This window comes from Mesorhizobium sp. CNPSo 4670 (assembly GCF_057784235.1).
In genome coordinates, this window is sequence record NZ_JBWJFQ010000006.1 from 23,159 (window position 1) to 38,101 (window position 14,943).

At 63.4% G+C, this 14,943-nt stretch carries 15 protein-coding genes; 8 read left to right on the forward strand and 7 right to left on the reverse strand.

From position 1 onward, the window contains the following. The first annotated feature begins 25 nt into the window (after positions 1-25). From AC0ZT5_RS12665 to AC0ZT5_RS12685, 5 genes are all read left to right on the forward strand, one after another. Entirely contained in the window at positions 26-2,827 is a 2,802-nt protein-coding gene (locus AC0ZT5_RS12665; protein ID WP_488496710.1) for a [protein-PII] uridylyltransferase, read from the forward strand. A gap of 46 nt (positions 2,828-2,873) precedes the next feature. Continuing rightward, the gene (murJ, locus tag AC0ZT5_RS12670) at positions 2,874-4,481 is read left to right on the forward strand and encodes a murein biosynthesis integral membrane protein MurJ (RefSeq protein WP_488496711.1); all 1,608 of its coding nucleotides are present in this window, start codon (positions 2,874-2,876) and stop codon (positions 4,479-4,481) included. Positions 4,482-4,599: 118 nt separating this feature from the next. After that, complete coding sequence (gene trpS / locus AC0ZT5_RS12675) at positions 4,600-5,667, forward strand: tryptophan--tRNA ligase (protein WP_488496712.1); 1,068 nt, start codon at positions 4,600-4,602, stop codon at positions 5,665-5,667. A 104-nt stretch (positions 5,668-5,771) separates the two neighbouring features. Next, positions 5,772-6,263, forward strand: a complete 492-nt coding sequence (locus tag AC0ZT5_RS12680) for a universal stress protein (RefSeq protein WP_184877188.1) — start codon at positions 5,772-5,774, stop codon at positions 6,261-6,263. 192 nt (positions 6,264-6,455) lie between these two features. After that, positions 6,456-7,025: a NifU family protein gene (locus tag AC0ZT5_RS12685; protein ID WP_477218388.1), complete on the forward strand. Its 570-nt coding sequence runs from the start codon at positions 6,456-6,458 to the stop codon at positions 7,023-7,025. 196 nt (positions 7,026-7,221) lie between these two features. On the opposite strand, the gene AC0ZT5_RS12690 is transcribed toward AC0ZT5_RS12685, so the two are convergent. Next, positions 7,222-7,839: a L,D-transpeptidase gene (locus AC0ZT5_RS12690; RefSeq protein ID WP_488496713.1), complete on the reverse strand. Its 618-nt coding sequence runs from the start codon at positions 7,837-7,839 to the stop codon at positions 7,222-7,224. A 213-nt stretch (positions 7,840-8,052) separates the two neighbouring features. Between AC0ZT5_RS12690 and cueR the strand changes: the two genes are divergently transcribed. Next, positions 8,053-8,475 (forward strand): Cu(I)-responsive transcriptional regulator, encoded by a 423-nt coding sequence (cueR, locus tag AC0ZT5_RS12695; RefSeq protein ID WP_488496714.1) that lies wholly within the window; start codon positions 8,053-8,055, stop codon positions 8,473-8,475. Between the two features lie 99 nt (positions 8,476-8,574). Next, positions 8,575-8,952, forward strand: coding sequence for a hypothetical protein (locus AC0ZT5_RS12700; RefSeq protein WP_488496715.1), 378 nt, complete (start codon positions 8,575-8,577; stop codon positions 8,950-8,952). 138 nt (positions 8,953-9,090) lie between these two features. Here AC0ZT5_RS12700 and AC0ZT5_RS12705 read toward each other — a convergent pair whose 3' ends face one another. The 3 genes from AC0ZT5_RS12705 to AC0ZT5_RS12715 form a co-directional block, all read right to left on the reverse strand. After that, positions 9,091-9,276: a hypothetical protein gene (locus AC0ZT5_RS12705; protein WP_488496716.1), complete on the reverse strand. Its 186-nt coding sequence runs from the start codon at positions 9,274-9,276 to the stop codon at positions 9,091-9,093. Between the two features lie 117 nt (positions 9,277-9,393). Next, positions 9,394-9,690 carry an immunity 53 family protein gene (locus tag AC0ZT5_RS12710; RefSeq protein ID WP_488496717.1) on the reverse strand — a complete coding sequence of 99 codons (297 nt, stop codon included), beginning with the start codon at positions 9,688-9,690 and terminating at the stop codon, positions 9,394-9,396. A 97-nt stretch (positions 9,691-9,787) separates the two neighbouring features. After that, positions 9,788-10,354, reverse strand: coding sequence for an NADPH-dependent FMN reductase (locus AC0ZT5_RS12715; RefSeq protein ID WP_488496718.1), 567 nt, complete (start codon positions 10,352-10,354; stop codon positions 9,788-9,790). A 356-nt stretch (positions 10,355-10,710) separates the two neighbouring features. Here AC0ZT5_RS12715 and AC0ZT5_RS12720 point away from each other — a divergent pair, with 356 nt between their 5' ends. Beyond that, positions 10,711-11,211 carry an MmcB family DNA repair protein gene (locus AC0ZT5_RS12720; protein WP_477281816.1) on the forward strand — a complete coding sequence of 167 codons (501 nt, stop codon included), beginning with the start codon at positions 10,711-10,713 and terminating at the stop codon, positions 11,209-11,211. Positions 11,212-11,242: 31 nt separating this feature from the next. On the opposite strand, the gene nhaA is transcribed toward AC0ZT5_RS12720, so the two are convergent. The 3 genes from nhaA to AC0ZT5_RS12735 form a co-directional block, all read right to left on the reverse strand. Then, positions 11,243-12,439 carry a Na+/H+ antiporter NhaA gene (gene nhaA / locus AC0ZT5_RS12725; protein WP_488496719.1) on the reverse strand — a complete coding sequence of 399 codons (1,197 nt, stop codon included), beginning with the start codon at positions 12,437-12,439 and terminating at the stop codon, positions 11,243-11,245. Positions 12,440-12,676: 237 nt separating this feature from the next. Next, a complete protein-coding gene (locus AC0ZT5_RS12730; protein ID WP_184873286.1) occupies positions 12,677-13,240 on the reverse strand; it encodes an ActR/PrrA/RegA family redox response regulator transcription factor in 564 nt (187 codons plus the stop codon). An 85-nt stretch (positions 13,241-13,325) separates the two neighbouring features. Continuing rightward, positions 13,326-14,651: an ActS/PrrB/RegB family redox-sensitive histidine kinase gene (locus tag AC0ZT5_RS12735; protein WP_488496720.1), complete on the reverse strand. Its 1,326-nt coding sequence runs from the start codon at positions 14,649-14,651 to the stop codon at positions 13,326-13,328. Positions 14,652-14,943 lie beyond the last annotated feature (292 nt).

A 14,943-nucleotide genomic window follows, 5' to 3' on the forward strand; every position in this document is an offset into this window, starting at 1 on the left:
GAAAAGGCGAGACCAACCGGACCCTATGGCGAAAATCTCCCTGAAGCTCGACGAACTGATCGACGGCGAAGCCTTGCGCCGCGAGATGACGGCGCTGACCGCGGCCACCGCCGGGGACGGCTCCGGACAGGCCGCGCGCAGTGGTGTGCTTCAGCTTCTCAAGGGACGGTTGGCGGACGGACGCGCCATTGCCGAACGCATGCTGAGGGACGACGGCGGCGGCCGTGCCTGTGCGGCGCGGCTGTCTCACCTCATGGACGAGATCATCCGGGCGCTTTACGATTTCGCCGTCACGCATGTCTACCGGGTCAAGAATCCATCCTCGGCGGAGCGCATGGCCGTCATCGCCGTCGGCGGCTATGGCCGCGGCACGCTGGCGCCTGGCTCCGACATCGACCTCCTGTTCCTGTTGCCCTACAAGCAGACGCCATGGGGCGAGCAGACCGTCGAGTACATGCTCTACATGCTGTGGGATCTCGGGTTGAAGGTTGGCCACGCCACCCGCAACATCGACGAATGCCTGCGCCTGTCGCGCACCGACGTCACCATCCGGACGTCGATCCTCGAGGCGCGTTTCCTGTGGGGCGAGCTCAAGCTCTATGACGAGCTGATGCTGCGCTTCGACCATGAGGTGGTGCGCACGACCGGCCCCGAATATGTCCAGGCCAAGCTTGCCGAGCGCGACGACCGCCATGCCAAGGCCGGCGAAAGCCGCTATCTCGTCGAGCCCAACGTCAAGGACGGCAAGGGCGGCCTGCGCGACCTGCAGACGCTGTTCTGGATCGGCAAATATTTCTACCGCGTGCGCACCGGCGAGGAGCTGGTCGACAAGGGCGTGTTCACCGAGGGCGAATATCGCGAGTTCCAGAAGGCCGAGGATTTCCTGTGGGCGGTGCGCTGCCACATGCATTTCCTCACCGGCAAGGCCGAGGAACGGCTGCATTTCGACATCCAGCGCGAGATCGCCGAGCGGCTCGGCTACACCAGCCATCCCGGCCTGTCGGCGGTCGAGCGCTTCATGAAGCACTACTTCCTCGTCGCCAAGGATGTCGGCGACCTGACCCGCATCTTCTGCGCCGCGCTCGAGGAAGAACAGGCCAAGCACGTGCCGGGCTTCAACCGCATCTTCCTCACCTTCTCGCGGCGCAAGCGCAAGCTTGCCGGCACCTCGGATTTCATCGTCGACAACCACCGTATCAACGTCGCCGACGACCAGGTGTTCGAGCGCGATCCGGTCAATCTCTTGCGGTTGTTCTGGTTCGCCGACAAGCACGGGCTGGAGTTCCATCCCGATGCGCTGAAGCTGCTGACCCGCTCGCTCGGCCTGGTCAATAAGTCGCTGCGGCGAGACGAGGAGGCCAACCGGCTGTTCCTCGACATCCTGACCTCGGACCGCAATGCCGAACTCAATCTGCGGCGCATGAACGAAGCGGGGCTGCTCGGCAAGCTGATCCCGGATTTCGGCAAGATCGTCGCCATGATGCAGTTCTCGATGTACCACCACTATACGGTGGACGAGCACCTGATTCGCTGCATCGGCGTGCTGGCCGAGATCGAGCGCGGCGATGGCGAGAAGGTCCATCCCCTGTCGCACACGCTGATGCCGGGCCTGAAGAAGAGCCGCGAGGCGCTCTATGTCGCCGTGCTGCTGCACGACATCGCCAAAGGCAGGCCGGAGGATCATTCCGAGGCTGGGGCCAGGATCGCCCGGCGCATCTGCCCGCATATGGGGCTGTCACCAGCCGATACCGAAACCGTCGCCTGGCTGGTCGAGAACCACCTCGTGATGTCGATGACGGCACAGACCCGAGACCTCAACGACCGCAAGACCATCGAGGATTTCGCCGCGATCGTGCAATCGGTCGAGCGGCTGAAGCTGCTTTTGATCCTCACCGTCTGCGACATCAGGGGCGTCGGACCCGGTGTATGGAACGGCTGGAAGGGCCAGCTGCTGCGCACGCTCTACTACGAGACCGAACTGCTTTTGACCGGCGGCTTTTCGGAAGTGTCGCGCGCGCAGCGGACGGCGGCGGCGCGCGAGCGTCTGGCCGAGGCGCTCGCCAACTGGCCGGACAAGGCCCGCAAGCGCTATGTCGCCCTGCACTACGAGAATTACCTTTTGACCGTCGATCTCGCCGATCAGCTGCGCCATGCCGAATTCATCCGCGAAGCGGACGCTTCGGGCAACAAGCTCGCCACCATGGTCAAGACCCACCAGTTCGAGGCGGTGACCGAAATCACCGTGCTGGCGCAGGACCATCCCCGCCTGCTCTCGGTCATCGCCGGAGCCTGCGCCGGAGCTGGCGGCAACATCGTCGACGCACAGATCTTCACCACGTCGGACGGCCGCGCCCTGGACACCATCCTGATCTCAAGGGAATTCGACCGCGACGAGGACGAGCGCCGGCGCGCCGAGCGCGTCGGCCGGCTGATCGAGGACGTGCTGTCGGGCAAGAGCTGGCTGCCGGAGATGATCGAGAAGCGGACCAAGCCGCGGCGCGGCGCCAAGGTGTTCAAGATCCCCCCGCGCGCCGAAATCCGCAACGCACTGTCGAACCGTTTTTCGGTCATCGAGGTCGAGGGGCTGGATCGGCCGGGCCTGCTGTCGGAGATCACCGGAACGCTATCCGACCTGTCGCTCGACATCGCATCGGCCCACATCACCACCTTCGGCGAGAAGGTCATCGACACCTTCTACGTCACCGACCTCACCGGCCAGAAGATCGACAACCCGACCCGCATCGCCACCATCCGCAACCGGCTGATGGCGGCTCTTGAAGGCGTCGCGCCGGAGCGTGGCGGCAAGGCCAAGGCCGCCGCCGAGTGACAGCGACCATCACTTTGTCCCAATTCCGCAGGCAGTTCCCAAAAGCATGAGCCTCGTCAAGAAATTCGCAACGGTCGCTTCCGGCACGCTGATGAGCCGCGCGCTCGGCTTCGGGCGTGAGATGCTGATGGCGGCAGCGCTGGGCACCGGACCGGTCGCCGACGCCTTCAACGCCGCCTTCCAGTTTCCCAACACCTTTCGCCGGCTGTTCGCCGAGGGCGCCTTCAACGCCGCCTTCGTGCCGCTGTTCGCCAAGGAGATCGAGACGCACGGCACCGAAGGCGCCAAGCGCTTCTCGGAGGAGGTGTTCGGAGTCTTGTTCACGGCGCTTCTGGCGCTGACCATCGTCATGGAACTGTCGATGCCGCTGATCGTGCGTTACCTGGTGGCGCCGGGTTTTGCCGGCATACCGGGAAAATTCGACACCACGGTGACGTTGGCGACGATCATGTTCCCCTACCTGATCTGCATGTCGCTGGGCGCCATGATGGCGGGGATGCTGAATTCACTGCGCCGCTATTTCGCAGCGGCGGTGGCGCCGGTGTTTCTCAACATCATCCTGATCGGCGTGCTCGCCTACGCCTGGTACAAGGGCTCCGACGCGCTCACCGTCGGCTACGGACTATCCTGGGGCGTGCTGGCCGCCGGACTGGTGCAACTGGCGATCGTCTGGGTGGCGGTGCGCCATGCCGGCATCTCGATCGGCTTCCGCCGTCCGAAAATGACGCCCGCGGTCAAGCGGCTGCTGATCCTGGCGCTGCCGGCGGCGATCACCGGCGGCATCACCCAGATCAACCAGCTTATCGGCACGGCGATCGCCTCGGCGCAGAACAGCGCGGTATCCTCGCTCGCCTATGCCGACCGCATCTACCAGCTGCCGCTCGGCGTGGTCGGCGTGGCGGTCGCGATCGTGCTGTTGCCCGAATTGTCGCGGGCGCTGAAGTCGGGCAACCTGATCGAGGCGGCCAATCTGCAGAACCGCTCGGTCGAGTTCACGCTGTTCCTCACCTTGCCGGCAGCCGCTGCCCTTTGGGTGATGTCGGAGCCGATCGTGCGGCTGGTCTATGAGCGCGGCGCCTTTGCCGCCAACAACTCGACGCCGACGGTGGCGGCGATCCTGGCGATCTTCGGCCTCGGCCTGCCCGCCTTCGTGCTGATCAAGGCGTTCACCCCCGGCTATTTCGCCCGCGAGGACACCCGCACGCCGATGATGTTCGCCGCCATCTCGGTGGCGGTGAACGTCACCACGGCGCTGACGCTGTTTCCGGAAATGGGCGCGCCCGGCATCGCCGTCGCCTCGGCCGTCGCCGGCTGGGTCAACGCGCTGATGCTGCTCGGCGTCTTGATCAGGCGTGGCCATTGGGGCCGCGACGTACCGTTGATGAAGCGCATTCCGCGGCTGGTGCTGTCGGCGATCGTGATGGGGGCGGCACTCTATTTCGCCGAACACTGGTTCGCCGTCAGGCTCGGCCGGGGTGCGCCGCTGGTCGTCAAGGCGACGACGCTTCTGGCGCTCGTCGCCGGCGGGGCGCTGCTCTACTTCATCACCGCCTTCGCCACCGGCGGCGCCGATTTCGGCATGATCCGGCGCAACGTCAAGCGGGGATCGGGGAAGGCGACGCCACCGGTGGCGAAGACCGACCCGGACGAGTAGACCGGATAACTCGACGGCAAAACCGGTCTTGATCGGATCGTCATGTTCGTCCATAAGCGCGCCGTCGCAAGACTTTCGCCGCGCGCGAAACGGCCCTCCACAAGCCAAGGGAACAACGATGACCGCCTTCAAGCCACTCGTCTTTTCCGGCGTCCAGCCGACCGGCAATCTGCATCTCGGCAACTATCTCGGCGCCATCAAGAAATTCGTCGCCCTGCAGGAAACCTCCGACTGCATCTATTGCGTCGTCGACCTGCATTCGCTGACTGCACAACTCGTCTATGACGACCTCGCCGACCAGACGCGGTCGATCACCGCCGCGTTCCTGGCCTCGGGCATCGACCCGAAGAAGCACATCGTCTTCAACCAGTCGCGGGTCATGCAGCATGCAGAGCTCGCCTGGATCTTCAATTGCGTGGCGCGCATCGGCTGGATGAACCGCATGACGCAGTTCAAGGACAAGGCCGGCAAGGACCGCGAGAACGCTTCGCTCGGCCTGCTTGCCTATCCGAGCCTGATGGCTGCCGACATCCTGCTCTATCGCGCCACCCACGTCCCGGTGGGCGAGGACCAGAAGCAGCACCTGGAGCTGACCCGCGACATCGCACAAAAGTTCAACAACGACTTTTCGGATCGCATCGCAGCCCTTGGCGTCGGCGTCGAGATGCAGGTCGGCGAGGAGACCGTCAACGGCTATTTCCCGCTGACCGAGCCGGTGATCGGCGGGCCGGCGGCGCGCATCATGTCGCTGCGCGACGGCTCGAAGAAGATGTCGAAGTCGGATCCGTCGGACCTGTCGCGCATCAACCTGACCGACGATGCCGATGCGATCTCGAAGAAGATCCGCAAGGCCAAGACCGACCCGGAAGCGTTGCCTAGCGAACTGGACGGTCTGGCCAGCCGGCCCGAGGCGGAAAACCTGGTCGGCATCTATGCGGGTCTCGCCGATATGTCGAAGGCAGACGTGCTGAAAGAGTTCGCCGGCCAGCAGTTTTCGGTGTTCAAGCCGGCGCTGGCCGACCTTGCGGTGGAGAAGCTGGCGCCGATCGCCAGCGAGATGCGCCGCATTTCCGACGATCGCGTCTATGTCGACGCGGTGCTGAGGGATGGCGGCGAGCGCGCCGGCGTACTGGCCGAAGCGACGATGAAGACGGTGCGCGACATCATCGGGCTGCTGCAGGGCTGATCCCAACATCGGGTGCACTGCACCACACTGGCATAAGGCCGGCGACTTGCCGCCGGTCTGCGGCAGTGGCAGATTGCGGCCGCAATGACACCGAGTAAGTAGACATGGTCTCCAAACGCCTCAGCCGCGAAGCCGGCCATCGCCGCAAGTTCCTGGCGATCATCGACGACACGCCGGAATGCGAGCGCGCCGTCGCCTACGCCTCGAAGCGGGCGCAGAGCACAAGCGGCACGCTGGTGCTGCTCTATGTCATCGAGCCGGACGATTTCCAGCACTGGCTGGGTGTCGAGAAGATCATGCGCGAGGAGGCAAATGCCACGGCGCGCGCCGCGCTCGACGGTTATGCCAACAAGGTACGCCAGAAGCTTGGCATCGAGCCGGAGATGGTGGTGCGCGAAGGCAAGCCGACCGAAGAGATCCACAAGCTGATCGAGGAGGACCAGGACATCGCCATCCTGGTGCTGGCCGCCGGCGCCGGCAAGGAAGGTCCCGGACCGCTGGTCGGCGCCGTGGCCGGCAAGGGTGCCGCCTTCCCGATCCCGGTGACCGTGGTGCCGCAGAACCTGTCGGACGAGGAGATCGACAGCCTCGCCTGAGGTGTGCTGGTATTCGGGTGATGCCGGCCTGCAAACGGCCAGACCTGAATAGCACCTCAAAGCGCATCGCAGGTCGCAAAAACATTCCGCCAGCCAGCCGTTCCGGCGATGCGTTTCGCTTGAATGTCCAGCCAATAGAGCCTATTTAGAACTATTCCAAACTGGTTGCCCGAAACGGGCACGGAGACGGCCATGTTCATCCAGACCGAATCGACGCCAAATCCGGCGACGCTGAAATTCCTGCCCGGCAAGGAAGTGCTTCTGGAAGGCACCGCCGATTTCCGCGATGCCGACAGCGCAGCCACCGCGTCGCCGCTGGCTGGCCGGTTGTTCGAGATTCCCGGCGTTACCGGTGTTTTCTTCGGCTACGATTTCATCACCGTGACCAAGGACGGCCCCGACTGGCAGCATTTGAAGCCGGCGATTCTGGGCGCCATCATGGAGCATTTCATGTCCGGCGCGCCGGTCATGGCCAAGGCCGGCCCCGCGGCCGAGACCAGCCTGACGGGTGAGTTCTACGACAAGGCCGACGAGGAACTCGTCATCACCATCAAGGAACTGCTCGACACGCGGGTGCGTCCGGCGGTCGCCCAGGACGGCGGCGACATCACCTTCCGCGGCTTCGAGAACGGCACGGTGTTCCTGCACATGAAGGGCGCCTGCGCCGGCTGCCCGTCTTCGACGGCGACGCTGAAGCACGGTATCCAGAATCTTCTGCGCCACTTCGTGCCGGAAGTGCAGCAGGTCGAGCAGGTTTCCTGATCGCCCCGCTGGCTTCTTTGCCGGCAAACAGATTCGATAAAGCGCAAAAAACGGGCGCAAAAAACAAAAAACCGGGCCGAATTGCCCGGTTTTCTGTTTGGGACGTCCGTTGTTGCCTAGACGGTCCGCGCATGAATGGCGTCTGTATCTGACCATGATTTTGCCGAAAACCGGTACCGGTTTTCGGGATCATGGCCTAAAGAACAATGACCTTGGCGCCCACCGAAGTGCGGTCGTAAAGGTCGATAATGTCCTGGTTCATCAGGCGGATGCAGCCCGACGACATTGCCTTACCGATCGAATTCCATTCCGGGCTGCCATGCAGGCGATAGCCCGAGTCACCGCCCTTGTTGAACAGGTACATGGCGCGGGCGCCGAGCGGGTTCTTCAGGCCCGGCTCCATGCCACCGGCGAACTTCGCCAGCTCCGGCTGGCGGCGGATCATCTGCGAAGGCGGCGTCCAGGTCGGCCATTCGCGCTTCAGCGCAATATGGGCGGTGCCGTGCCATTCGAAGCCCTCGCGGCCGACGCCGATGCCGTAGCGAATAGCCCGGCCGTCACCCTCGATGAAATAGAGGAACTTGTTCTGCGTATCGACGATGATGGTGCCCGGCCTTTCCGAGCTGTCGTAGTTCACCTCTTGCCGATGATACCTCATCGGCACCTTCTCGATCGGGACGCGCGGCAGCTGGTAACCGGCATCGGTCACCGCACCATAGTCGTTGGAGAAAATCTGCATGCCGATGCTGCTGCAACCGGCGATAGCAGTGGAAAGCGCCAATGCGGCGGCGATTGCAAACGACTTCATGCGCATAAGACGCCCCAACTCAGCGGCACGAGTCGGCCGCTTTCCTTGCATCATTCATGCTGGCATTTTCTTTGCTTGCCAAGCGCCCGATGCCTATATGCAGGGGCTTACATGCTGGTAGGCGCATTACTATGGCATTTCGGCAACAGGCCTCACAGGATTGTGAAGCAAAATCAATGGCCCCGTCCGTAAGCCCCTTAAAAATCAAGGAAAATCGTCATGAATGTCGGTGACGCCGCCCACCATTCAGGCCTGCCGGCCAAAACCATCCGCTACTATGAAGAGATCGGCCTGATCGCCCCTGCGCGTGCCGCCAACGGCTACCGCGACTATTCCGGCGACGACATCCACCGGCTGGCCTTTCTGCGCCGCGCGCGCAACCTCGGCTTTTCCATCGACGATTGCCGCCAGTTGATGGCGCTCTACAAGGATCGAAGCCGCGCCAGCCATGACGTGCGCGAGATCGCTGCCGCCCATGTCAGGGCTATCGAGGAAAAGGTGCGCGAGTTGCAGTCGATGCGTTCGACCCTGCAGACGCTGATCCACGCCTGCCACGGCGACGAACGGCCGGACTGCCCGATCCTGGATGATATGGCGGGGGCTACGCTGCCCGGCGGCAAGGATGCTTCGACATCCGTATAGGCGCTACCCGTTCAACGGGAGCATCGTTTGGAAACCGGGAGGGTTTGCCGTAATATTAACTGAGGCTAATGCACATCTCCTTGGTCGGAAGGGACCTGAGTGGGGAAGTTCCTGGCAGGCCTGTTGGCCGCGACGCTGGTCGCGTCGGCAGGACGATGCTGGTCCAAGGACAAGTTGCCTTACAGGCCGATCTTCGAAGAAAAAGTGAGAATGGCCAGCGCGCTGCGGTATTCCGATATCCTGGGCCAGGAATGCATGCACGGGCGCCGATATCCGCGGAACAAGATCAAGAACGGCTTCAAAAGGCACTACGAGGAAATGCGACTGCAGTTGGTCGCCGAGGGGTACACCATCGTGCCCGATGTGGCCGGGAACAACTCAGCCAGGGCGCTGTCCGAGATGGAATTCGACGCCAGGCGGCGGCTTGGGATCGCGCCCCAATCTGGCTGTTTTCGAGCATACTGGCTGGATGATTGAGACCTGTTTCAAAATTGGCCCACAGAGCCCGCCTGTCAGACGTCCGAGCGCGCCATCCTGATGCGGCGCGGCGTGCAACGGCTTTTGATGGAGACGGGCGGCTGGGCATTCCCAACATCGCTCCGGCCATCCGGCGTATCAAGTCGGTTCGCGCGGACGATCTCTTTGGTTTTCGAGGAACTGATTGGCGTGTTCCGCCCAATCGTCCGCCGTGATCTTATGTTCCTGAACAGACTTTCCGAAAGCCTCGCGCAGAGCGTCAAGGTCGAAGGCCCACAGCTGTTCGCTTTCGTTGCTGTTCGATGTCGCGTCACCCGTACCCATGGAAGCGACGATAAGCTCCACAAGTTCAGGCTTTCAAGGACCGATGCCTGACTTCTTTTGGGTGCATCCGGGTTGGATCACAAGATCGGCGTTCTCGCTCATTGGACGCCCCCTAGCCTAGCGGACGTTCATTGCCCAGTCGCGGAACGTCTCAAGAAGCGAACGAAGGTGGAGCGGGCCGCCAACGCCCTGAAACACGTTGTCCTTCGTCCAGCAGGCCCACCAGTCGGTCTCGTGCTCGTAGTTGTGCGTGATCGGATCAAGGGTCCGCCCGTCACAGTCCGTCCCTGCAAGGTCGATCTCTAATGACCAGCCTGGGTTGTCGATGGTGCTGATCGAAGGACCAAACTCATGCTCCCAATCCCCATTGCATTGTGCTTCATACCAGCGGGCCAACCAATCCAGAACGTCCATCCAGATAAGCTACCGGACCGGTATCGGCATGGAAAGGTGGGCATTCTCCAATCTATGGATTCGCAGCCTAGGGCTTCTGGCCGCGGTGTCCTGTGACCTATGTGGCCAGGGCGGTATAGACCCGAGTAATGAAGCCGTGGAATTGCATCATGTAGTCGCGCAGGAACTCCTCGGTCCCGGCGTCGGTGACCTCACCTTCATCGGTGATCAGGCCGGGTTTGAACTGGATGTAAGCCTCGATCGAGTTCATCTGCGGGGAGTTGCAGAAGCCAAGAACGCCGCGAAGGCTTTGCTGCGCCAGCGCGGTGCCGATCGAACCCGGCGAGGTGCCGATGACCGCCGACGGTTTTCGGGTGAACGAGTTATGGCCGTAGGGTCGGCTCGCCCAGTCGATCGCGTTCTTCAGCCCACCTGGGATTGAGCGGTTGTATTCGGGCGTGACGAACAACACGGCTTCGATCCCGGCGAGCGCTTCCTTGAATGCCTTTGCCGGCGGAGGGAAATCAGCGTCGTAGTCGTAGCTGTACAGCGGCAGATCCTTGAACGGGATTTCGGCCATCGAGAGGTCGGCTGGCGCCAAGTTCACGAGCGCCTTGGCCAGCTTCCGGTTGATTGAGCCCTTGGCGAGGCTGCCAATGAGATAACCGACTTTGTACGCGGTCATGGGAATGCCTCCTCGGGAGAAAGCCAGTATGCGGCTGGTAGCGCAGTCCTGAAGGGTACACCCCCAGGCCGATCAATGCACGCATATCGTGGGCAGCGACGGCCCTATGGCTGGGTAGGGCGTGCCTGGGACTTCAGTCTTAGTTGAGCTGTCGCTAATGTGCCTATAACTTGGGCAGCGCGGGGGACGATCCCAAAAGCCTGATCCCGCAGTGGCCGGTACGGCCTACCCCAACACCAAGCACCCCGACCGTACCGGCCACCCATTCGCCCCTAAAGCGCATTAGGTTTGTCAACCATATAATCGCCATGTGAAAACAGGTTCAAACCGTGAACAAAATCTGGCATGGTGCCGCCATGCCAATTATCTCGCCGATTCTGCAAAATCCGCTTGTCGACGGCCGCCAGTCTGAGCGCGCGATGCTGGTGCGGCGCGGCGTGCAGCGGCTTTTGATGGAGATGGGCGCGCATGTGCTGCCCGAACTGTCGCTGGCCACCGGCCGCCGTGCCGACCTCGTCGCGCTGACCCGGCAGGGCGACATCTGGATCATCGAGATCAAGTCCTCGGTCGAGGATTTCCGGGTCGACCGCAAATGGCCGGACTACCGGCTGCATTCCGACCGCTTCTTCTTCGCCACCCATCCCGGCGTGCCCTCGGAGATCTTTCCCGAGGAGTGCGGCTTCATCCTCTCCGACGGCTACGGCGCCGAAATCCTGCGCGATGCGCCGGAGCACCGCATGGCGGCGGCAACGCGCAAGGCGCTGATGCTGCGGATCGCGCGAGCCGGTGCCTCCCGGCTGCTGGCGGCCGAGCTTGCCGGGGTGTCGGTGCCGGCGCTGGAGGGGGAGAGCGAGTAGTTCGCAGAAACCCAAGAGCAGACGGCCAGCGCTACTCTTCGCTCTCGTCCACCCCACCCGCGGCCGGCGCCATCAACAACACGGCGGCGCCGAGGAGGGCGGCGATGAAGGAGCCGGCGAGGATGCCGACCTTGACCGCGTCCTGGAGTGCTGCGTCGCTGGCGAAGGCGAGCAGGCCGATGAACAGGCTCATGGTGAAGCCGATGCCGCACAGCAGCGAGATGCCGATCAAGTGCGACCAGCCGGCACGGGCCGGCAGGTCGGCAAGGCCAAAGCGGATGGCGAGTGCCGAGGAGCCGAAGACGCCGACCAGCTTGCCGACGACGAGGCCCGCGGCGACACCGAGCGTCAACGGCTCGACCAGCGCGCCAAAGCTCAGGCCGGCGAGCGAAACGCCGGCATTGGCAAAGCCGAAGATCGGGATGACGACAAAGGGCACGATCCTGTGCAGGCCGTGCTCGAGCCGGTGCAGCGGCGAATGGTCGAGATCGTGGCCGATCCCGGCGGAGCGTTCGAGCGGAATGGTCAGCGCCAGCGCCACGCCGGCAAGCGTGGCATGGACGCCCGATTTCAGCACCAGCACCCACAGAATGGCGCCGAGCACGAGATAGGGCAGAAGCGTCATCACCCGCATGCGGTTGAGCACGACGAGCACGGCAATGACGGCGAAGGCGGCACCAAGATAAGCTGATGACAGGCCGCTGGTGTAGAAGATGGCGATGATGATGACGGCGCCGAGATCATCGATGATGGCAAGCGCGGTGAGGAACACCTTCAGCGAGGCCGGCACACGGCTGCCGAGCAGCGACAGCACGCCGAGCGCGAAGGCGATGTCGGTGGCGGTCGGGATCGCCCAGCCGGACAGGGCTGCCGCGCTGTTGCGGTTGATCGCGACGTAGACGAGTGCTGGAACCACCATGCCGCCGGCTGCGGCGATGCCGGGCAGGACGCGGCGTGGCCAGGTCGAGAGCTGGCCGTCCAGCACCTCGCGCTTGATCTCCAGGCCGACGAGCAGGAAGAACACCGCCATCAGCCCGTCATTGACCCAGTGCGAGACGCTGAGCGGGCCGAGATAGGCGTGGAGAGCGGAGAAATAGGTCTCGGAGAGCGGCGAGTTGGCGACGATCAGAGCCAGTGCGGCCGCCGCCATCAGGACGATGCCGCCGGCCGCCTCGCTGTCGAGAAATTCGCGAAAGACGGAAACCGGCCGCTGCTTCAAATCCTGCATGTCGCCTCCGTCATGCCGCCCGCCCGCCAGGCATTGTTCGTGATGATGCTCAAACTGCAGCTGCCGGGCAAGCATCGAACTCTGTCTCAGCGTCTCAGAGACTGTTTCGAAATTCGTTCTGGTGAGTCATATGATGGTGGTTTCGAGAACCGTAGCGCAGCGGACATTGGTCCGTGAGCAACGGAAGCGCAGAAAACGCCATCAGACGGCCGCCAGAGCGGATTTCCAAACAGTCTCTCAGCGCGGCGCGCGCTTGGCCAGAATCCGCTGCAAGGTGCGGCGATGCATGTTGAGCCGGCGCGCCGTCTCGGAGACATTGCGCTCGCACATTTCATAGACGCGCTGGATATGCTCCCAGCGCACGCGATCGGCCGACATCGGGTTTTCCGGAGGCGCCGCACGCTCGCCGGCCGTGCGGGTGAGCGCGGCGAAGATGTCGTCGGCATCGGCCGGCTTGGAGAGATAATCGACGGCGCCGAGCTTCACCGCTGTCACCGCGGTGGCGATGTTGCCGTAGCCGGTCAGAATGATGGTGCGGGAATCGTCGCGCTTCTCGCGGATCGCTGCAACCACGTCGAGACCGTTGCCGTCGCCGAGCCGCATGTCGACCACGGCATAGGCGGGCGGGTTGGCGCGCGCCTTGCCGACCGCCTCCTCGACGCTCTCGGCCGTCTCGACCATGAAGCCCCTGGTTTCCATGGCGCGGGCCAGTCGGGTGAGGAACGGCTTGTCGTCATCGACGATGAGCAGCGAGGTGTCCTCGCCTTCAACCATTGCGCCAATGTTTTCGTCGCCTGTCATGGTCTCAAAATTCCTGCTGCCTTAATTTTACGCAGATATAGTTCCTGAGCCTCATTGTCCAATTCTTCGAACCCTTGCAAGGCGCTCAGGCGGTGTCGAACATACTGGCCGAGGTGATTTCCGGATTGAGGAACACCCCGCGCGGCCACGATATCTGTACCACGGCGCCCTCGCCAAGGCCGCTCGAATTGCGGAAATCAAGCGTCGCGCCGGAGCGTTCGAGCAAAGTCTTGGCGATGAAAAGTCCCAGGCCCAGGCCGCCGCCGGCTTCCGTGCCCTGGCGCGTCGACATATAGGGCTCGCCGATACGGTCGATGATCTCGGCCGGAAAGCCCGGCCCGTCATCGATGATCGAGAAGGCCACAGCGGTGTCGTCCCAGTTCCAGCTCACGGTGACGCTCTTGCGGGCGAAATCGACGGCGTTCTCGACCAGGTTGCCAAGGCCGTAGATGACGCCCGGATTGCGGCGCCCGACCGGTTCGGGCCCGATGCGCTCGCCGGGGCGAAGCTTGATCGAGATGCCGAAGTCGCGGTGCGGCGCGGTGACCTCCTCGACCAGCGAGGTCAAAGGCAGCCGGGAAAGATGCGCCTCGCCCTCGGACGACAGGCTGGTCAGGCGCTTGAGGATCTCGCGGCAACGCTCGCTCTGCGAGCGCAGCAGCCTGACGTCTTCGCCGTATTTCGGATCGTTGCCGAGCGCCTTTTCCATCTCCTTGACGACAAGGGTGATGGTGGCGAGCGGCGTGCCAAGCTCGTGCGCGGCGGCCGCCGCCAGCCCGTCGAGCGCCGACAGGTGCTGCTCGCGCTGCAGCACCAGTTCGGTGGCGGCAAGCGCATTGGCCAGAAGCCGCGCTTCGGCGGCCACCCGGAAGGCGTATATGGCGGTGAAGGCAATCGAGGACAGCACCGCCATCCAGATGCCGGCGACGTAGATGAACGGCATCTCCAACGGCGCGCCTTCATGCCAGGGCAGCGGCAGATGGACAAAGACCAGCAAGGTCGCCGCCGTCATCACCAGTCCGCCGAGGATCGCGGTCAGGCGCAGGGGCAGCGACGTCGCCGAAATGACGACGGGCACGGTCATCAGCAGCGAAAACGGGTTGGTGAGGCCGCCGGTCATGTAAAGCAGGCCGGCAAGCTGCAGGCTGTCGAAGATGAGGATGCCGAAGGCCGCGAGCGGGGTGAGGCGATGCGCGGCGGGAAAGCGAAAGGCGAGAAACAGGTTCATCCAGGCCGAACAGGCGATCAGGGCGAAGCAGAGGCTGACCGGCAGCGGAAACTTCAGGCCATAGGCGACGACGAGCACCGTCACACTCTGACCGACGATGGCAAGCCAGCGCAGCCTGATCAGCGTGTTGAGGCGCAGTCTCTGGCTCTGCTGGAAATCGGGCGAACGAAAAAAGTTGATCATGGTGATGGATTACAGCCGCTGGCCGGTGAACGCTAGTAGCGCTGCATCGGCGCATTCACGGGTTGGAGGCCTGTTGACCGCCGAGATTTCATGGTTCGTTTCAGTGGACTGTCATAAGCATTCGGGATTGGCCGAAGCTTCTCAACTTCGTCATCCACGGGCGGAGCGGGAGCGAAGCGGACGCGGAGACCCGAGGATCCGCCGGGGTCTTGGCCAGAGGGCGAAGCGGGGCAGAATTCTGCACCGCGGCAGCGCTCGAACGTCGCGGCATGGATCCTCGGGTCTGCGCTGC

Coding starts and splice junctions, on each gene's coding strand:
- AC0ZT5_RS12665 (WP_488496710.1), top strand. CDS start 26: ATGGCGAAAATCTCCCTGAAGCTCGACGAACTGATCGACGGCGAAGCC.
- murJ (WP_488496711.1), top strand. CDS start 2,874: ATGAGCCTCGTCAAGAAATTCGCAACGGTCGCTTCCGGCACGCTGATG.
- trpS (WP_488496712.1), top strand. CDS start 4,600: ATGACCGCCTTCAAGCCACTCGTCTTTTCCGGCGTCCAGCCGACCGGC.
- AC0ZT5_RS12680 (WP_184877188.1), top strand. CDS start 5,772: ATGGTCTCCAAACGCCTCAGCCGCGAAGCCGGCCATCGCCGCAAGTTC.
- AC0ZT5_RS12685 (WP_477218388.1), top strand. CDS start 6,456: ATGTTCATCCAGACCGAATCGACGCCAAATCCGGCGACGCTGAAATTC.
- AC0ZT5_RS12690 (WP_488496713.1), bottom strand. CDS start 7,839: ATGCGCATGAAGTCGTTTGCAATCGCCGCCGCATTGGCGCTTTCCACT.
- cueR (WP_488496714.1), top strand. CDS start 8,053: ATGAATGTCGGTGACGCCGCCCACCATTCAGGCCTGCCGGCCAAAACC.
- AC0ZT5_RS12705 (WP_488496716.1), bottom strand. CDS start 9,276: ATGGGTACGGGTGACGCGACATCGAACAGCAACGAAAGCGAACAGCTG.
- AC0ZT5_RS12710 (WP_488496717.1), bottom strand. CDS start 9,690: ATGGACGTTCTGGATTGGTTGGCCCGCTGGTATGAAGCACAATGCAAT.
- AC0ZT5_RS12715 (WP_488496718.1), bottom strand. CDS start 10,354: ATGACCGCGTACAAAGTCGGTTATCTCATTGGCAGCCTCGCCAAGGGC.
- AC0ZT5_RS12720 (WP_477281816.1), top strand. CDS start 10,711: ATGCCAATTATCTCGCCGATTCTGCAAAATCCGCTTGTCGACGGCCGC.
- nhaA (WP_488496719.1), bottom strand. CDS start 12,439: ATGCAGGATTTGAAGCAGCGGCCGGTTTCCGTCTTTCGCGAATTTCTC.
- AC0ZT5_RS12730 (WP_184873286.1), bottom strand. CDS start 13,240: ATGACAGGCGACGAAAACATTGGCGCAATGGTTGAAGGCGAGGACACC.
- AC0ZT5_RS12735 (WP_488496720.1), bottom strand. CDS start 14,651: ATGATCAACTTTTTTCGTTCGCCCGATTTCCAGCAGAGCCAGAGACTG.